The organism is Desulforamulus hydrothermalis Lam5 = DSM 18033 (genome assembly GCF_000315365.1).
In the GTDB taxonomy this organism is placed as follows: Bacteria; Bacillota; Desulfotomaculia; order Desulfotomaculales; family Desulfotomaculaceae; genus Desulfotomaculum; species Desulfotomaculum hydrothermale.
In genome coordinates this window covers 131,322-147,767 of sequence record NZ_CAOS01000001.1, presented here as the reverse complement: position 1 = coordinate 147,767, position 16,446 = coordinate 131,322, and the positions used below count along the sequence as shown (strand labels likewise).

The following is a 16,446-nucleotide window of genomic DNA, read 5'->3' as shown; positions in this document are numbered from 1 at the left end:
GCTGTCCCAACCTGTCCTTACATTTTGGCAGTATTATTATATTTGAGACGCCGCTTTAAATGCATGGTAAGCTGCTTCTACGGTACGTTCAATATCGCTGTCGGTATGGGCGGTGGAAATAAAGAGTGCCTCAAACTGGGAAGGAGCTAAATAAATACCTTGTTCCAGCATGCATTTAAAGAAAACGGCGTAACGCTTGGTATCTGAAGTGGATGCGCCGGCAAAATCACGCACCGGCTGCCCGGTAAAGAAACAGGTTTGCAGCGATTCTACCCGGTTAAGGCAGGCAGGCACCCCGGCCGCCTGAGCGGCCTGGCTTAAACCCTGGGCCAGCAAGCCAGACTTACGGTTTAGTTCCTCATAAACCCCCGGCTGCTGCAACTGTTCCAGGGTGGCAATACCGGCTGTCATAGCCAGCGGATTGCCGGACAGTGTACCGGCCTGGTAAACCGGACCGGCGGGTGAAACCATTTGCATGATTTCCCGGCGACCCCCGTAAGCGCCAACCGGCAACCCGCCGCCAATGATTTTGCCCAGGCAGGTTAAATCCGGCAGCACGTTATAATATGTTTGGGCCCCGCCATATCCAAGACGGAAGCCGGTAATTACTTCATCAAAAATTAACAAAGCACCATACTTATGACAAAGATCACGCAATCCCTGCAAGAATCCTTCGGCAGGCGGCACAATGCCCATATTGCCGGCCAATGGTTCCACAATTACCGCTGCAATTTCAGAACCTGCTTCAACAAAAATTTTCTCCAGCAGGGCCAGATCATTATAGCGGGCATTGATAGTATGCCCGGCAAGTTCCAGGGGCACACCCGGGCTGGTAGGCACGCCGTGGGTTAGGGCTCCCGATCCGGCCTTAATTAACAGGGAATCATGGTGGCCATGATAACAGCCTTCAAATTTAACAATTTTACTGCGGTTGGTATATGCCCTGGCTAAACGCAGGGCACTCATGGTGGCTTCCGTACCGGAATTGACCATGCGCACCATTTCCACCGAAGGTAACGCTTCCACTACCATTTGGGCCAGGGTTAGCTCTAAATCGGTAGGAGCCCCGTAGGTGGTGCCCCTTTCCAAACAGCGCTGAACCGCATGCATTACAGCCGGGTGACGGTGCCCCAAAATAAGGGGCCCCCAGGAGCAAACATAATCAATATACTCGTTGCCGTCTACATCCCACAGGCGGCAGCCGTTAGCCCTGGCAATAAAGGGAGGGGTCATGCCCACTGACTTGAAAGCCCGCACCGGACTGTTGACCCCGCCTGGAATCACCATTTGAGCCTGGGCAAACAACTCGTTGGATTTTTGATAACTGGGAGCCATGGAAATCCTCCTAATCCATGAAATATTTCATACTGCTTTTCTTCAGTTCAGCAACACTATATAAAAGGCGGTAGTTATCTACGCCTGCTATATCAGCCAGCTTCTTGGCAATCTGCCGGCAGGCTTCCCGGCTGCGACCATGAATCATTGTATAAAAATTATAGGGCCACTGGGGTAAAGCTGCGCGCTGGTAACAGTGGGTTACTTCAGGCAGCCGGGCCATGCGCTCCCCCACTTCTGCTATTTTTTCCTCCGGTATCTGCCAGACAATCATGGCGTTAGCCGTATAGCCTACCCGGTGATGCCGCAGGGCAGCTCCAATGCGTCTCATAATGCCTGCTTGTTGAATGGCATGAACCCTGGCCAAAAATTCTTCTTCTGTAATGCCCAGCCTTTTGGCCAATGCTTCAAAGGGTCGGCTGACCAGCGGCAAACCCGCCTGCAATTCCATTATGATGCGTTTATCCAGCTCACTTAAGGTCATATTCTCCCTCGCCTAATTTAGTCTTCATCAGTAACGTCAAATTTTACCAGCACTTTAAAAAATCTCTGGGACGGTAGGTTTATAATTTCTTCTATACCCGTCTTGGCACGGATTTCACTAAGAATTTGCTCCACCTTGGCTGACGACCGGGCCAAAATGGTAAACCACATATTGTATTCGTGATCCCGCAAATAATTATGGGTAATTCCTACATAACTGTTAATGACGGCCGCAACTTCGTCAATACGTTCCGGCGGCACCTTAATGGCACACAGGGTACCCTTGTACCCCAGTTTACGGGAATCAAAAACCCCTCCCAGGCGTCGCAGCACATCCTGCCGCATTAACCGTTCCAGGCGTTGCAAAACCTCCTGCTCAGTAATCCCCAATTTTTCAGCCAACGCCAGGTAAGGCTGCGGGCAAATGGGGAATTCTGTCTGTACCAGATTGAGAAGTCGCCTGTCCAGATGATCCAGCTGCATTTAATACCCCTTTCGACCGTGGTATAAGCACCATGGTTCCTCAGCCATATAATCTCCGTGATAAAAATAAGCCCTGGCCCGGCAGCCGCCGCAAATTTTTTTGTAGCCGCAGGTACCGCAGCCTCCTTTATACTCAAGGGAGCGCAGTTCCTTGAGTACAGGGCTGTGCTGCCAGATATCCACAAAGGAAGTTTCTTTTACATTACCCAATGGAATATTTAAATAGGCACAGGGCTGTACATCCCCCTTAGGGCTGATAATGCAATAGGAGGTACCGGCCAGGCAGCCCCGCTGAAAACGCACCGCAACCCCCATTTGTCTGGCAATGCGCATAAACTGAGGGGCACAGGTAGGCTTCAATTCAATGTCTACTTGCTTTTGTTTTTCCATAATGCGCTGCAGCAAACCCTCGTACTGTTCTGCCCGCAGGGATTCCTCTTCAATATTAACCGCCCGTCCGGTAGGTACCAGGAAGAAAAAGTGATGGGCCACAGCCCCCTCACGCACTGCCAGGTCGGTTAATTCCTCCGCTTCGTGATAATTCCAGTCCAGTACCGTGGTATGAACCTGAAAGGGCAGACCGGCCCGGCGGCAATTGCGCATCCCCTCCACCGCCGCCTGCCAGCAGCCTGCCTGCGCCCGAAAGCGGTCATGTTTTTCCGGGTCGGCGCTGTCTAAACTGATCCCAATGCCGGCCGCCCCGCATTCTTTCAACTGCTGCGCCGCTTCGAGAGTGATCAGGGTGCCGTTGCTGCCAAGCACCGGACGCAGCCCCTGCGACTTGGCGTAAGCCACCAGTTCATATATATCCGGCCGCATCAAAGGTTCCCCGCCGCTAAAAATCATAATCTTAAAGCCTGCAGCGGCAATTTCATTGATTAATTTTTTACCTTGTTCTGTATTGAGTTCTTCCTCCGCCCGTATGCCGGCATCCCGGTAGCAGTGAGCGCAATAAAGATTGCAGGCATTGGTAGTATTCCAGGAAATAATCAAATTGTTAAACCCCCTTTAACCAGCGGGCAACCTCCAGGGCATGATAAGTTATGATAATATCTGCACCGGCTCGTTTGAGACCGGTCAATGTCTCCAGGACAATTCTCCGTTCATCAAGCCACCCCTTTTGGGCAGCTGCTTTCACCATAGCGTACTCACCGCTTACATTATAAGCTGCTACAGGATAGCCGGTCTGCTCTTTAATACGGCGAATTATATCCATATAAGCCAGTGCCGGTTTCACCATAACAATATCCGCCCCTTCTGCAATGTCCTGGGCGGTTTCCCGCAGGGCTTCATCTCCGTTAGCCGGGTCCATTTGATAGGTTTTGCGGTCACCAAACTGCGGGGCAGAACCGGCCACCTCCCGGAAGGGGCCGTAGTAAGCTGAAGCATATTTGGCCGAGTAAGCCATGATCGGAATATCTGAATAGCCCTCAGCATCCAAGCGGGCCCGGATAGCTGCCACCCGCCCGTCCATCATATCGGACGGGGCCACCATATCTGCCCCTGCCTGCACATGCGACAGGGCGGTTTGGGCAAGCAAAGCCAAGGTAGTATCGTTGTCCACCCTTTGTCCTTTAATTAAGCCGCAGTGACCATGACTGGTATATTCGCACAGGCAAACATCGGTTATCACCAGCAGGTTGGGAAAGGCCTGCTTAATGGCGCGTACCGCCTGCTGCACAACACCGTCGGGATCATAGGCGCCTGACCCCACCTCGTCCTTGGTTGCCGGCACGCCAAACACAATCACACCGGGAATGCCCAGCTCCTGCACTTTTTTTACTTCTTCCAGCAGCAGATCCACAGAAAGATTATAAACACCCGGCATGCTGTCAAAGGCCCGGCGCACCCCCTGACCACAGGTAGCAAACACCGGGTAGATGAGATCATCTACAGTTAAGCGGTTCTCCCGCACCAACCGTCTGACCTGTTCGTTCATCCTTAAGCGACGGTGCCTGACATGAGGAAAAACAGACAAGGTAAAAACACCCCCGTTAGCTTGATTTAAGCGTGACTTATTTCTTCATCCGTTAGGTAACAAGCCGGATCTTCGGCCCAAAAATCGCCGTAAACCGCCTCTGCCCGGGCCCGGAAATTACCGTTGCATAAATCCAACCATTTGCACCTGGCACAGCGCCCCTTTAATAAAGGCTTGCGGTTCTTCAAACCGGCCAGGATGGGATGGCTGAGGTCCGTCCAAATATCACTGAATTTTCTTTGCCGCACATTGCCAAAACAGTGATTGCGGGAAAACTGGTCTGCATGAACATTGCCCTCCCAGTCCACCTCGCCTATAGCAATACCGGTCCGGTTACCGCCATTGCAGGATAACAAACGGTAAACTTGCCGGGCTCGTTCAGGGTCATCCTGAAGCAATTTAAGATAAATATAGACGGCATCAGCATGGTTATCAACCGTTAAGATTTCTTTATTAAAACCCCGGCGGTGCAAGTCAAGGGTGCGTTCAATAATTAAATCAAGGGCAGCTCTGCTCTCCCCATGAGTTAGATCCTCCTTAACCATTTCACTGCCGCGACCGGTATAAACTAAGTGGTAAAAACATACTCTGGGAATGTTTTCTTTTTCTACCAGATCAAAAATATTGTTTAATTCCCGGTAATTATGACGGTTGACCGTAAAACGCAGGCCCACCCGCTGGCCTACGGCCAGGCAGTTGCGGATACCCTGCAAAGCAGCTTCATAGGCGCCCGCCCGCCCCCGAAAGCGGTCATTAATTTCCCCGATGCCGTCTAAACTTATGCCCACATAGCCAACCCCGACCTCTTTAAGCTGCCGCGCCACCTCGGGACTGATCAGGGTGCCATTGGTAGAAACGGTAATGCGAATGCCCTTCTGCCTGGCATACCTGGCCAGTTCAAAGAAATCCGGCCGCAACAGGGGTTCGCCTCCGGAAAGCAGCAGCACCGGCACCCGAAAGGCCGCCAGATCATCAATAAACTGCTTGGCCTCCCGGGTGGATAGCTCGTCATATTTTTTATGGTCAGATTCAGAATAACAATGGCGGCAGCGCAGGTTGCAAGTCCGAGTGGCATTCCAAACTACCACCGGACCATGACCCGCCACTGCACCGTGTACTTGCCCCTTGGCGCCATGAGCATAGCGCAGGTGATCGCCAAAGTTTTCTGTACCACAAAGCAATTTGCTGATACTTATCATAATACTCCCACTTTTCTGCGCAATTTTGGCATTAGTTTAATGTTAGAACAATTTTCAGCTGTCTATTATAAATTTAATCCGGTCGGGAGGTGTCAGGCACTCTCCCGGCCGGCAAAATAATCTGTGATGGCTTGCACCAACCCGTTAATGGTATACTCACCGGCTTCAATGTCAACCGACATGCCCAACTCCCTGGCCGTCTGGGAAGTAATGGGGCCGATACTGGCCACCACAACTTTTTCCATCAACTGCGGCAAACCTTCTTCTCCTATTAGTTTAACAAAATTTTTAACTGTAGACGAGCTGGTAAAAGTTACTACATTAACTTCTCCGGCTGCCAGGGCCTGGCGAATGGCAGCAGCATCACCGCTGCCCAAAACTGTACGGTATGCTGTCACTTCGTGGACCACCGCTCCCAACTCGGCCAGCGCCCGGGGCAGCAGTTGACGGGCAATGTCCGCCCGGGGCAGCAGCACCCGGTCACCGGGCAGTATCTTGCTTTTTAAGCCCTCGACTATTTCTTCCGCCCGGTATTCGCCCGGCACAAAATCTACTAATAAACCGCGTTTTTCTAATTCTTCCCTGGTGCGCGGCCCAATGGCACACAGCCGAACATCGCTTAAATCCCGGATGTCTTTTTTATTGACCCGCATACGGTCAAAGAACATTTTAACACCGTTAACACTGGTAAAAATCACCCAGCGATAAGAGCGAACATCTGTAATGGCATTATCCAGCACGGTAAAATCGTCCGGTGGCTCAATTTGGATGGTGGGAAACTCCCAAGCTTCCCCCCCCAGCGCTTCGATGGCAGCAGACAGGGCACTGGCTTGTTCCCGGGAACGGGTGACAATAATCCGTTTCCCAAACAAAGGCCGGTTCTCAAACCAAGATAGTTTTTCCCGCAGCTGCACCACCTCTCCCACCACAATCACGGCAGGATTTTTAAAGTTGGCTGCCATTGCCTTGTGGTAAATGTTTTCCAGAGTACCGGTAACGGTTCTCTGCTCCGGTCGGGTACCCCAGCGAATTAACGCCACCGGCGTAGCCGGTGAGCGGCCAAACTCGATCAGTTTTTGGCAGATACCCGGCAGGTTTCCCATACCCATTAAAAAAACCAGTGTACCGGCGCCGGTGGCAATTTTATCCCAGGCTATGCCGGAATCTTCTTTATGGGGATCTTCGTTGCCGGTGATAATGGCCAGTGTGGAGGTGTAACCCCGGTGGGTAACCGGAATACCGGCATAGGCCGGTACGGCAACGGCAGAAGTAATGCCGGGTACCACTTCAAAGGGAATGCCGTTTTCCACCAGAAGTTCCGCCTCTTCGCCACCCCGTCCGAAAACAAAGGGATCACCACCCTTTAAGCGGGTTACCAGCTTACCCTCTTTGGCTTTATCCACCAGCAGCCGGTTAATCTCTTCCTGCCGCATTGCATGCCTTTCCGGCGATTTGCCAACATATATGAGCTCCGCATCCGGACGTGCATAGGCCAGCAGCCGCTGACCTGCCAGGCGGTCATAAACCAGCACGTCTGCTTGCCGAATACAATTTAAACCTTTTACAGTAATTAAACCGGGATCGCCGGGGCCGGCTCCCACCAGATAAACATAACCTTTGTTCATATTCATCATTCCCCTGCCCTGACTTGTTGCAATATTTTTTTACCGCCCATCGCCAACAATTTTTCTGCCACTTCAATACCCAACTGATTTGCCTGGTCCGGCAATGCTTCGCCCCCGGCCCGAATTACCTGACTGCCATCCAGCGTAGCCACAACTGCGGTTAAATTTAGTTTGCCGCTAACAACTTCCCCATAGGCGCCAATGGGAATCTGACAGCCCCCTTCCAGGTGCCGCAGCAAAGCTCTTTCTGCATTGGTGGCGGCCCGGGTAGCAGGATGCTCCACACCCTGCAAAAGCTTCAGTATATAGTCATCCTCCGACCGGCATTCTACAGCAATGGCGCCCTGTCCCACAGCAGGCAAGCATATATCAAAAGAAATAATTTCCGCAATCATGTCCTGCCAGCCCAGCCTGATAAGGCCGGCGGCCGCCAGGATAATGGCATCCAATCCTTCGGCTGCCAGCTTCTTCATACGGGTATTAAGATTGCCCCGCAAAGATACCGGTTGAAAATCGGGCCGGCAGTTTAATAACTGGGCACACCGGCGCAACGATGAAGTGCCGATGCGAGCCCCTCTGGGAAGTTCAGCCAGCTTGCGGCCATCCCGGGAAACCAGTGCATCTCCCGGGTTATCTCGCTGACAAACCGCCCCAATGGTAAGGCCGGCGGGTAAAACAGTGGGCAAATCCTTTAAGCTGTGCACAGCAAAATCAATTTCCCCGCACTGCATGGCCACTTCCAATTCCTTGGTAAAAAGGCCTTTGTCCCCAATTTTGGCCAGGGCCACATCCAGCATTTTGTCCCCTTTGGTCTTCATGGTAACAATCTCAAAGGTTACATCAGGGTTCTGCTGTTGCAGTTGTTCAACCACCCAACGGGTCTGCCACAAAGCCAGAGCACTGTCCCTGCTCCCTACGGTAATTTTACGTTTCATGGTAGCCTCCCCATTTTTATTCGCTCGGCCTGCTGTCTGCCGCCACTGCAGTAATTCCCTTGTCCCAACCGGTGGCGGAACAGGCTGCTACCTTTTTCTTTCTTTGCAAAGGCTTCCCTTCTACATTTAAATTGAATATGTTTTGGGCAATCTCGATATATAAATGTCCTTCCGGTGTGAGAGCAGCTTGCTTTAATTTAATAACCGGGTGGTGGAGTAATTGATTGACAATTGAATTTGCCAGGGAACCAATAACTTTTCTTTCCCGCTCTGTTAAGTCACCCAAACGGTTAAAGGCTCGCTGCAACTCTCGCTGCTTGATTTCTTCCCCCAGCTTTTTCAAAGCACTGATGGTCGGCACAACATAGCGGGTAGAAAGCCAGCACATAAATTCGTTTAATTCTTCTTCAATAATTCCTTCTGCCTGTACGGCCGCCTGCCTTCGCTCGGCTAAATTAGCATCCACCACGTTTTGCAAATGGTCTACATCATATAAATTAACTCCCGGCAATTGACGCACTGCCGGATCAATATCCCGGGGGACGGCAATATCTATCATCGTAATGGTTTTGCCGGCCCGGCGCTCCGTAACCTGCTTCATATCGGCATATTTTATCACGTAGTGTTGGGCTGCCGTACTGGAAATGACAATATCTGCTTTATTCATATATTCAAAAAGCCGGTCAAATTTAACCGCCGACCCGTTAAACTTTTCTGCCAGCTGCACCGCCCGGTCGTATGAACGATTAGAAACAATCACACTGGTGACTCCGTTGGCAACTAAATGAACAACTGTCAGTTCGCTCATTTCGCCGGCCCCCACCACCAACACGGAACGACCCTGCAGCGAGCCCAAACTTTGCTTAGCCAGTTCTACCGCTGCGTAGGGGATGGAAACCGGATTTTGGTCAATACCGGTTTCTGTCCTCACTCGCTTGCCGGTGGTAATGGCCTGTTGGAATAAAGTATTAAGCACCACATTAGTGCTTTGGGCCGCCAAAGCCAGCTCGTAAGCCTTTTTTACCTGGCCCAAAATTTGGGTTTCCCCCAAGATCATGGAATCCAAGCCGGATACTACCCGGAACAGGTGACGGATAGCATCATATAAAGTATGACAAAAAGTGTAGTTTTTAATCTCAGATATATCCAGGCCAGACTTTTCGGATAAGAATGACCATACGGAGCTCATACCCGTATCCAGCTCCAGCGGGGCAATATAAATCTCGGTTCGATTGCAGGTAGAAACGATAGCACATCCCTCTATACCAGGGTAGGATAACAGTTTGCACAGCCAATCCTTAATTCCCCATTCCGGAAAAGCCAGTTTCTCCCGCACTTCCAGCGGTGCTGTGCGGTGGTTAACGCCGATAACCGCAATAAGCATTTTTAATGCGCTCCTTTACCTGGTCGTACTCCTTGTTTCTTAAAAGCTCAATTATATCTGATTCCACCAGGTGACTGAAGATCTTTCTTCTTTGCTCAATATCTGTTACATCCTGCAGCACCTGACTGCGCACATCAGCCAGTATTTCCATAAATTCCTGGTACTCGGGACCAAACTGCCGTTCCAGCAGACGCCTAATCCGGGCAGCCAAAGCCGGGCTGGCACCGCCTGTGGAAACCGCTATGGCCAGTTTGCCCCGCCGGATAACTGAAGGTACATAAAAATTGCAAGCATCGGGATCATCCGCAACATTGACAGCCAGATTGCGGGCTAAACAGTCTTCAGTCACCTGCCGGTTAATTTCTGACCGGTTGGTGGCAGCAAACACCAGAAAAACACCTGCCAGGTCAGAAGTATGGTAGGCTCGCCGGCGCAGTTCCAATTTGCCCTGATCTGCCCATTCTTTAATGGCCGGGGTAACCTCCGGACTCACCACTATTACCCTGGCCCCGCACTCCAGCAGCGAACCGACCTTCCGTTCCGCCACTTGGCCGCCGCCCACCACCAGACAAAGCCGACCGGCTAATTTAACAAAAATAGGGTAAAGCATTTCCATGTATCGCTGTTTTTAGAACCTCCTAATGCCAATAAAGTCTGCAATCTCATAAAAGGCCTGTTTAACCGGCCGGTCCGGCAGTAATGCCAAATTGTTTTTGGCTTTGTCAATATACCGGCGGGCTACTTCAAAAGAAAATTCGATACCCCCGGCTTCCTTAATAATATCTATAGCTTCTTTTACCTGGTCATCAGTTTTGTTTGGTATCTCCACCAGCTCCCGCAGGCGCCGGCGCTGCGGGCTTTTCTCCAGCGAATAAAGCACCGGCATGGTTAATATGCCCTGGCGCAGGTCGCCCCCCAGGGGTTTCCCCAGCAAAGACTGGTCAGCTACCATATCCAAAACATCATCAGTAATCTGAAAAGCCATGCCTAACTGGTGGCCAAACCTTCTTAAACGCTGCCGGTCCTGGACCGGTGCTCCGGCGGCCACAGCTCCCAGCTGGCAACTGGCCGCAATTAACAAAGCCGTTTTACGTTCTATGCGGTAAAAATAGTCGCGCCAACTTTGATCCGCCTTGAAGGCGGTAGAAATTTGGTGAATTTCTCCTTCACACATTTTTACACTGGTTTCTGCCAACACCTTGGCAATTACCGGGTTCTCATATTGTGAAATAAGCACCAGAGATTTGGCAAACAGATAATCTCCTGTGTGCATGGATATGGCATTGCCCCAATTGGCTTTTACTGTGGGAGTACCCCTTCTGGTCTGCGAATTATCCACCACATCGTCATGTACCAATGATGCCATATGAATCAGTTCTAAAGCCACGGCCAGGGGCAAAAGTTTTTCCAAGCTGTAGTTGTATAACTTACCTGCCAAAAGCGCAAAAGCCGGACGTAAACGTTTTCCTCCGGCATTCAATAAGTGCATGGATGTTTGAGTTAGCAGTGGATCACGGGATTGAACAACCGCTTTAATTTCCTGTTCAACTAATTCCAGGTCTTCCCTAACCTGTCTGAAAAAATCCAGCATATTGCAAACCGTCACCTACTTGAGAGTATCTTTCCACCATAACAGGTACTTATTCGCCAATAGTTAAAAAATTCCTCTATTTTTAGCTTAACCTTCAGCCGGCATATTTTTGTTATACCGGCAAATCTTGATCCTGCAGGAAAATCCCTCTGGGCGGTGAAATTACCAATATAAATATTTTTTAGGAGAGATCACGATGACAAAAAGATTTATTCCCCGCCGGGATCTCGTGGATCTGCTTGATACTGAAACCATGCGCAGTTTTCTTCTGCAAGTTTTGCAGCATATCGATGACAGCCAAACTCTTCCTTATTATAATCCGAAACTGGATAAGCTGGGACACGAAGTTCTCAAAACAGCTTTTCAATTCGGCCTGGTCAATCTTAACGGTGGGTGCCCCGGCTGTGGAGGTTGCTCCGCTGAGACGCAGGCTGATCATCCAAAACCGGATCAAACATCTGAAAAAGGAAAAATCATTCCCTTTAAGCGGGAATAGCAAGCTAACGGCTAACATAAAAAACAAGCAGGTTGACCGGCATAGCCGAGGCGGGCAAACAAAACCGCAAGTAACATATTTGCCGGCGACAATTTATTGTCTGCGAACCTTTACTATGTTATAATAAGACGGAAATTAATAACTTTTAGATATACCTTGGGAGTGGATGGTGCCTGGTGGTGCTCCTGGTCTTCAAAACCAGTCGTTGGGCAGCGCTCCTGTCCATGGTGGGTTCGATTCCCACACACTCCCGCCAGTAATTTGAAGGCTTCCGAGCAATCGGAAGCCTTCAAAATTTGGTGGTTTGCTGATTCCCGGCCGGCCACTTGGTAACCCCCTGCATTTGCAAGGAGAAATCGGGCCGGCTCACGTTATACTTATTTACCCGGTTCACTTGCTTCTTTTCCTGCGTCCGGAGAAAAGAGAGATTCGCCGTATTTCTCCCGACCAAACTCCCCGATTATTTTTTGAGTATCAGGATTTATCATATACTCCACAAACGCTTTAGCCCCGGCAGCGTTAACTTTGGAAAATTTATTGGGGTTTACTTGCATGACATGGTAAATATTAAGCAAATCTTTGTCACCCTGGGAAACAATAACAAGTTTAAGATTTTTCTTCTGGGCAAGATAAGTGGCCCTGTCGGTTAAGGTATAACCTAATTTTTCATTGGCGATGTTCAATGTTTGACCCATGCCGCTGCCGGATTCCTGATACCATTTCTGTCCTTGCGGATCAATTTTGGCCGCCTCCCAGAGAGCGAGCTCTTTTTTATGTGTGCCTGAATCATCCCCTCTTGAAACGAAAATCGCACCCTTTGCTGCTATTTTTTGAAAAGCTTCCTTACTGCTCCTGGCTTGTTTTACACCGGCCGGGTCATTCTCCGGCCCGACAATAATAAAATCATTGTGCATCACTAACCGGTAATTAATAACCGCTCCGGCATCTACCAAAGGTTTTTCAGACTTGGGAGCATGGGTTAACAGCACGTCGGCTTCTCCCTTTTCCCCCATTTTCAAGGCTTGTCCGGTTCCTACCGCAACAGCCTTAACCCGGTAGCCGGTTTGTTTTTCAAAATCCGGGATGAGAATATCAAGGAGTCCGCTGTCCTGGGTGCTGGTGGTAGTTGCTAAAATTACATCCGGCGTTTCCGGCTTGGCTGCCTCATTACTGTTCTCCTTGGGCTCGCTTTTACCCTGACATCCAACCATAAATGCAGCAAGCAGTGCAAAAATTACAGCAATAGTACTTATTTTACGCATCATGCAATCTCTCCTTTAAAACAGAGCAATTTGAACTAAATTACTTAATCAACCTGTTAAGACAAAACGCAGACCATGGGCATGAAACAACAGCAGTATTGCAGGCTTTGGTAAGGCAATTAAAAAACCGGGCTTTATCCCCGGAAAAGGAAACAAAGCTCGGCATTACCTGTCGTCTATCATCTCCTTTCCGCAACGGGAGGCATGCCGGTTTCCCAACATACCCTGTCGGTCCAAAAACCATAACAATGTTACAAGAATTTATAACAGTGTCTACAGGTTATTGGACTCGGAGTTTTAATTTTAATGCTTAATTCTGCAAAATTATCGGTAATCCTTTTTATCTGACAGAAAAATTTAAAAACTAAGCCGGTTTTTGACCGCTAATTATATAGCTGACTTCCCGGCTGTTTTACGCAGAAACCCCTGCCGGTTCGCCAAATTTGCAAGTATTGCGGATTGCTGTAATCATCTTCCATAATTATCCACATTATCCACTGTTTTATCCCCAGTTTTTTCCATGACACATGTTAATCCGGCAAATGACCCTATTCGCGTAAAATGTTGGGCCGGTCTGACCAAGCTAATTCTTTGGTCAAATCTCTAATGGCATTTTTCAACCGCTCTTCTTCAATCTTCAACCTTTGGATGTCTGACCTGACAAGCATTAATTGTTTGATCAGCTCATTGATATGGGCTAATTTTTGCTTATGCCGGTAAGTTCGAATATCAGTTACCATAAATTTATTATTCCCCAAATTTTAACAAGTTATCCAAATCGTCAGAAGCTTTTTGGATAGCTTTTTTTAAAGCTGCTTCCCGTGCTTTAAGCTCAAAATAGCCATAATATGCCAAGGACTGCCGCTGCTGTAAACGAATTAGCAAGCCCGGCTCAATGCCCTGTGGTAATTGATCAATCATCGCTTGGTAATCCGGCAGGTTAAGGTTATCAAAGTATTTTAAAAACTGTCTGACTTCCAAAATTTCCTTTACCAAGGCGTTTAATTTTTTTAATTGGTTACGCTTGCGAATTTCTTTAATTTGTGTAACCATGCCGATCACCAAATTAAAATTTTTCTTATTTTAGGGCTTATATAATTTGCTCCACAGCTTCCGGCTGCAAATATCCGCTAAAAGAACCTGGCGGTAACTGGTTTTATCGGTAAAGCCATTGGCTGGATAATCGGCCAGGTTGGGGTTAGGGTTGTGTGCTTCATGCGCAACCGGCTTACGCCCTGCTTGGCGGCTTTGCCACAGCCACTGGCGCACCAGTTCATCCATGCCTGCATTTACCAATTCTGAGCGCAACTCCTGTGCCCTTAAGGTACTCTCCAGGCAAATAAAGCTCTGGCAAACCAGGGAACGGCATGCATAAGCGGAACAAATTCGCTCTTGTTGATTGAGAAAAATACAAGCCCCTTCCAGGGTGAAGCCCAGGCTGATATCAACCGCACCGCCTTCCACATATACATAGCAATACTTTTCCAGAAAATCCAGCAGCGGCCGGCGTTTATCCAGTTGTAACAGGTTAGCTTGTTGCAAATAATTATAAACATCAATACTGGTCAGGGGTATACGTTCCCAACAGCATTCATCGCAACCCCGGCAAGGAGGATCAGTATTTTTTTCTATAAATTCGTTAACCGCATCCAGATAGTCCTGCACAGTGGCCCTTGGATGTAAAACTTCAATATCATACAGGTTACCCGTCTTTTTATATACGCGTATTTTCACGTCTTTCCCTTACTTCCCTCAGAAAAGTTTGCAAGATTGTTTTACAAGAAACACAAAAAGCAGGGTTTCCCCCTGCTGGATACAGCTGGAGCGGAAGACGGGATTCGAACCCGCGACCCTCGCCTTGGCAAGGCGATGCTCTACCACTGAGCCACTTCCGCATCAACAATGTTAATATAGCATAAATCTTAAAGTTTGTCAAAAGCAAATATTTTAAAATACGAACTTTTACCTGGTTTTAGTCCTGCATACAAGTATTCCCTTCTTAAACATTATTCTAAACGGGCCCATTCATTCATAAAGTATATCAGGCAAACATGAAGGGGGTGATGAAGATCAGTCAGCGCATATCCTCCCCAAAATAGCAGGAATTTTTAATATTTAAGAGAACTACACCTAAAAACAAGGAGGATATGCTATGTATAAAAAAATTTTGGTACCCTTAGACGGCTCTGAACGTGCCAGAAAGGCCCTGTCCCATGCTGTTGAGTTAGCGGCAAAACTGGCTGCCAAGATAACTTTAATGCATGTGGTGCCCAGTTTACCTCCCTATGTAAATACGGCCGTGGATCGTTTAGGCCAGGCGCAGCAAGCCATTGTTGAAGAATTAATGAAAAACGGCCAGGAATTACTTGATCAATATATTTCTATGTTTAGTGGTAATAACATAGCTGTTGATACATTTATTGTCATGGGGCAACCGGCAGACGAAATCTTAGAAAAAGCCCGGGCCGAAAATTACGATTTAATCATCCTGGGAAGCCGTGGTTTAGGAGAAATAAAGGGCTATTTAATGGGAAGTGTCAGCAATCGTGTCTCTCGACACGCCTCCTGCCCGGTCTTAATTATCCGCTGACGAAAACTCCATACAACAAATAAGGCTGCTGCACTACGAACAGCTTAGTTCATGGTGCAGCAGTCATTTTAAAGCAACGTAAGATCAGGGAATTTTATTATGTTAAGAATAACAAAAAGGGATAATTGCAACTGCGAAAATGCAGTATTGCAACCTCCCTTTGAGTTGATAAGAATTACAATTTGTTTAATTTAATATTTAACACTGCCGGATAGTTAACCGGAATAGGTTTGCTGTCTTTCGGCTCAGTAATTACTGTCGAGTTATAAGAACCCGGCAAAGGTTCTTTAGTTTGATAATTAACCGTTAATACATTGCCTTCCAACTTAATATCCACAATGTAGATTTCATAGCCGCTGGAAGGCTTTTCGCCCCAGGAAATTTCTAATACTCTGTCGCCTTCCGCCCCGCTAATAATTTTGGCTGTCACGTCGTCATCGCCTGCACTGACCAGTTGCCTCACTTCTTTTAAGGCAGCAACCACTTCTTCTGATGTAACACCCTGTTTGGGCAGAAAACTGCCATCACGGTTTAAACTCATAATATTTAAACCTACTACCAATTTTATATCGTCCACTGCCCGGCTGCCGGCAGCAGCCAGATCTTTAATCGGCGGCAGGGCAGCAGGCGGTTCTATCTGTTCGGCAGCCTTTTGACGCAACAAAGAGCTTATCACTTGCGCCATTTCTTCCCTTGATAATATTTCCGCCGGACGGAAAAGCCTGTCGGTGGTTGGCAAAGCACCGTTGTAAGCTAAAATCATAACGGCATTGGCCTGTGGTGAACCAGCCGGCACGTCATCGTAAAAGTCTGAAACTTCGGGTGCTTTAAAAAAGCGAAAATTATCAAGGTTTAACCCCAAATAATTTACCAGCTTTACCGCAAATTCGCCCCTGTTTACATAGGATACCGGCTTATTTGCTTCATTACATAACGACTTGCCGGCAGGGGTTTCAATTTTAGGCACAAATTTGATTTCATCGGCTTGCCCCGGGCCCATCGGCCAAAAAAAAGCAGCACCTATAATTAAAGCACTAATTATATAACTACCTGCGGACTTATGCATAGAATTCCCTCCTGTTACT

Annotated in this window: 18 protein-coding genes, 2 tRNA genes and 1 riboswitch; of the genes, 3 read left to right on the top strand and 17 right to left on the bottom strand. The window is 48.5% G+C overall.

The annotated features are described in order from the left end of the window. Positions 1-36 precede the first annotated feature (36 nt). From hemL to DESHY_RS00745, 11 genes are all read right to left on the bottom strand, one after another. On the bottom strand, positions 37-1,335 hold the full coding sequence (gene hemL, locus DESHY_RS00795; RefSeq protein ID WP_008409697.1) for a glutamate-1-semialdehyde 2,1-aminomutase: 1,299 nt from the start codon (positions 1,333-1,335) through the stop codon (positions 37-39). Between the two features lie 10 nt (positions 1,336-1,345). Further along, positions 1,346-1,819, bottom strand: coding sequence for a siroheme decarboxylase subunit beta (gene ahbB / locus DESHY_RS00790; protein WP_008409695.1), 474 nt, complete (start codon positions 1,817-1,819; stop codon positions 1,346-1,348). A 17-nt stretch (positions 1,820-1,836) separates the two neighbouring features. After that, positions 1,837-2,301, bottom strand: coding sequence for a siroheme decarboxylase subunit alpha (gene ahbA, locus DESHY_RS00785; RefSeq protein WP_008409694.1), 465 nt, complete (start codon positions 2,299-2,301; stop codon positions 1,837-1,839). Continuing rightward, the gene (gene nirJ2 / locus DESHY_RS00780) at positions 2,302-3,294 is read right to left on the bottom strand and encodes a putative heme d1 biosynthesis radical SAM protein NirJ2 (protein ID WP_008409693.1); all 993 of its coding nucleotides are present in this window, start codon (positions 3,292-3,294) and stop codon (positions 2,302-2,304) included. It lies immediately after the preceding gene. 4 nt (positions 3,295-3,298) lie between these two features. Further along, complete coding sequence (hemB, locus tag DESHY_RS00775) at positions 3,299-4,279, bottom strand: porphobilinogen synthase (protein WP_008409692.1); 981 nt, start codon at positions 4,277-4,279, stop codon at positions 3,299-3,301. A 26-nt stretch (positions 4,280-4,305) separates the two neighbouring features. Beyond that, the gene (gene nirJ1 / locus DESHY_RS00770; RefSeq protein WP_008409691.1) at positions 4,306-5,478 is read right to left on the bottom strand and encodes a putative heme d1 biosynthesis radical SAM protein NirJ1; all 1,173 of its coding nucleotides are present in this window, start codon (positions 5,476-5,478) and stop codon (positions 4,306-4,308) included. A 92-nt stretch (positions 5,479-5,570) separates the two neighbouring features. After that, positions 5,571-7,103 (bottom strand): uroporphyrinogen-III C-methyltransferase, encoded by a 1,533-nt coding sequence (gene cobA / locus DESHY_RS00765; RefSeq protein WP_048817776.1) that lies wholly within the window; start codon positions 7,101-7,103, stop codon positions 5,571-5,573. 5 nt (positions 7,104-7,108) lie between these two features. Continuing rightward, complete coding sequence (hemC, locus tag DESHY_RS00760) at positions 7,109-8,038, bottom strand: hydroxymethylbilane synthase (protein WP_008409683.1); 930 nt, start codon at positions 8,036-8,038, stop codon at positions 7,109-7,111. A gap of 16 nt (positions 8,039-8,054) precedes the next feature. After that, a complete protein-coding gene (gene hemA, locus DESHY_RS00755) occupies positions 8,055-9,422 on the bottom strand; it encodes a glutamyl-tRNA reductase (protein WP_008409681.1) in 1,368 nt (455 codons plus the stop codon). Beyond that, a complete protein-coding gene (locus DESHY_RS00750; protein WP_337999080.1) occupies positions 9,397-10,032 on the bottom strand; it encodes a precorrin-2 dehydrogenase/sirohydrochlorin ferrochelatase family protein in 636 nt (211 codons plus the stop codon). Before DESHY_RS00750 ends, hemA begins: the two co-directional genes overlap by 26 nt. An 18-nt stretch (positions 10,033-10,050) precedes the next feature. After that, positions 10,051-11,013 (bottom strand): polyprenyl synthetase family protein, encoded by a 963-nt coding sequence (locus tag DESHY_RS00745; RefSeq protein WP_008409678.1) that lies wholly within the window; start codon positions 11,011-11,013, stop codon positions 10,051-10,053. Between the two features lie 196 nt (positions 11,014-11,209). On the opposite strand from DESHY_RS00745, the gene DESHY_RS00740 reads away from it, so the two are divergent. Beyond that, entirely contained in the window at positions 11,210-11,509 is a 300-nt protein-coding gene (locus DESHY_RS00740; protein WP_008409676.1) for a hypothetical protein, read from the top strand. Positions 11,510-11,667: 158 nt separating this feature from the next. After that, positions 11,668-11,765 (top strand) — tRNA-Sec (locus DESHY_RS13825). A gap of 121 nt (positions 11,766-11,886) precedes the next feature. On the opposite strand, the gene DESHY_RS00735 is transcribed toward DESHY_RS13825, so the two are convergent. The 5 genes from DESHY_RS00735 to DESHY_RS00715 all read right to left on the bottom strand — a co-directional run bounded on the left by DESHY_RS00735 (position 11,887) and on the right by DESHY_RS00715 (position 14,666). After that, on the bottom strand, positions 11,887-12,771 hold the full coding sequence (locus DESHY_RS00735) for an ABC transporter substrate-binding protein (protein ID WP_008409674.1): 885 nt from the start codon (positions 12,769-12,771) through the stop codon (positions 11,887-11,889). Positions 12,772-12,938: 167 nt separating this feature from the next. Further along, positions 12,939-13,078, bottom strand: a riboswitch (molybdenum cofactor riboswitch). A 241-nt stretch (positions 13,079-13,319) separates the two neighbouring features. Beyond that, complete coding sequence (locus DESHY_RS00730) at positions 13,320-13,511, bottom strand: hypothetical protein (protein ID WP_008409672.1); 192 nt, start codon at positions 13,509-13,511, stop codon at positions 13,320-13,322. Between the two features lie 7 nt (positions 13,512-13,518). Beyond that, on the bottom strand, positions 13,519-13,824 hold the full coding sequence (locus DESHY_RS00725; RefSeq protein ID WP_048817755.1) for a hypothetical protein: 306 nt from the start codon (positions 13,822-13,824) through the stop codon (positions 13,519-13,521). A gap of 30 nt (positions 13,825-13,854) precedes the next feature. Beyond that, positions 13,855-14,505, bottom strand: coding sequence for a YkgJ family cysteine cluster protein (locus DESHY_RS00720; RefSeq protein ID WP_008409668.1), 651 nt, complete (start codon positions 14,503-14,505; stop codon positions 13,855-13,857). 86 nt (positions 14,506-14,591) lie between these two features. Then, positions 14,592-14,666: transfer RNA gene (locus DESHY_RS00715), tRNA-Gly, on the bottom strand. A gap of 257 nt (positions 14,667-14,923) precedes the next feature. On the opposite strand from DESHY_RS00715, the gene DESHY_RS00710 reads away from it, so the two are divergent. Further along, positions 14,924-15,361 (top strand): universal stress protein, encoded by a 438-nt coding sequence (locus DESHY_RS00710; protein ID WP_008409666.1) that lies wholly within the window; start codon positions 14,924-14,926, stop codon positions 15,359-15,361. A 175-nt stretch (positions 15,362-15,536) separates the two neighbouring features. On the opposite strand, the gene DESHY_RS00705 is transcribed toward DESHY_RS00710, so the two are convergent. Then, positions 15,537-16,427 carry an S-layer homology domain-containing protein gene (locus DESHY_RS00705; RefSeq protein ID WP_008409664.1) on the bottom strand — a complete coding sequence of 297 codons (891 nt, stop codon included), beginning with the start codon at positions 16,425-16,427 and terminating at the stop codon, positions 15,537-15,539. Positions 16,428-16,446 lie beyond the last annotated feature (19 nt).

Coding starts and splice junctions, on each gene's coding strand:
- DESHY_RS00725 (WP_048817755.1), bottom strand. CDS start 13,824: ATGGTTACACAAATTAAAGAAATTCGCAAGCGTAACCAATTAAAAAAA.
- DESHY_RS00745 (WP_008409678.1), bottom strand. CDS start 11,013: ATGCTGGATTTTTTCAGACAGGTTAGGGAAGACCTGGAATTAGTTGAA.
- cobA (WP_048817776.1), bottom strand. CDS start 7,103: ATGAACAAAGGTTATGTTTATCTGGTGGGAGCCGGCCCCGGCGATCCC.
- ahbB (WP_008409695.1), bottom strand. CDS start 1,819: ATGACCTTAAGTGAGCTGGATAAACGCATCATAATGGAATTGCAGGCG.
- DESHY_RS00735 (WP_008409674.1), bottom strand. CDS start 12,771: ATGCGTAAAATAAGTACTATTGCTGTAATTTTTGCACTGCTTGCTGCA.
- DESHY_RS00750 (WP_337999080.1), bottom strand. CDS start 10,032: ATGCTTTACCCTATTTTTGTTAAATTAGCCGGTCGGCTTTGTCTGGTG.
- ahbA (WP_008409694.1), bottom strand. CDS start 2,301: ATGCAGCTGGATCATCTGGACAGGCGACTTCTCAATCTGGTACAGACA.
- DESHY_RS00740 (WP_008409676.1), top strand. CDS start 11,210: ATGACAAAAAGATTTATTCCCCGCCGGGATCTCGTGGATCTGCTTGAT.
- hemL (WP_008409697.1), bottom strand. CDS start 1,335: ATGGCTCCCAGTTATCAAAAATCCAACGAGTTGTTTGCCCAGGCTCAA.
- DESHY_RS00705 (WP_008409664.1), bottom strand. CDS start 16,427: ATGCATAAGTCCGCAGGTAGTTATATAATTAGTGCTTTAATTATAGGT.
- hemC (WP_008409683.1), bottom strand. CDS start 8,038: ATGAAACGTAAAATTACCGTAGGGAGCAGGGACAGTGCTCTGGCTTTG.
- DESHY_RS00730 (WP_008409672.1), bottom strand. CDS start 13,511: ATGGTAACTGATATTCGAACTTACCGGCATAAGCAAAAATTAGCCCAT.
- DESHY_RS00710 (WP_008409666.1), top strand. CDS start 14,924: ATGTATAAAAAAATTTTGGTACCCTTAGACGGCTCTGAACGTGCCAGA.
- nirJ1 (WP_008409691.1), bottom strand. CDS start 5,478: ATGATAAGTATCAGCAAATTGCTTTGTGGTACAGAAAACTTTGGCGAT.
- hemA (WP_008409681.1), bottom strand. CDS start 9,422: ATGCTTATTGCGGTTATCGGCGTTAACCACCGCACAGCACCGCTGGAA.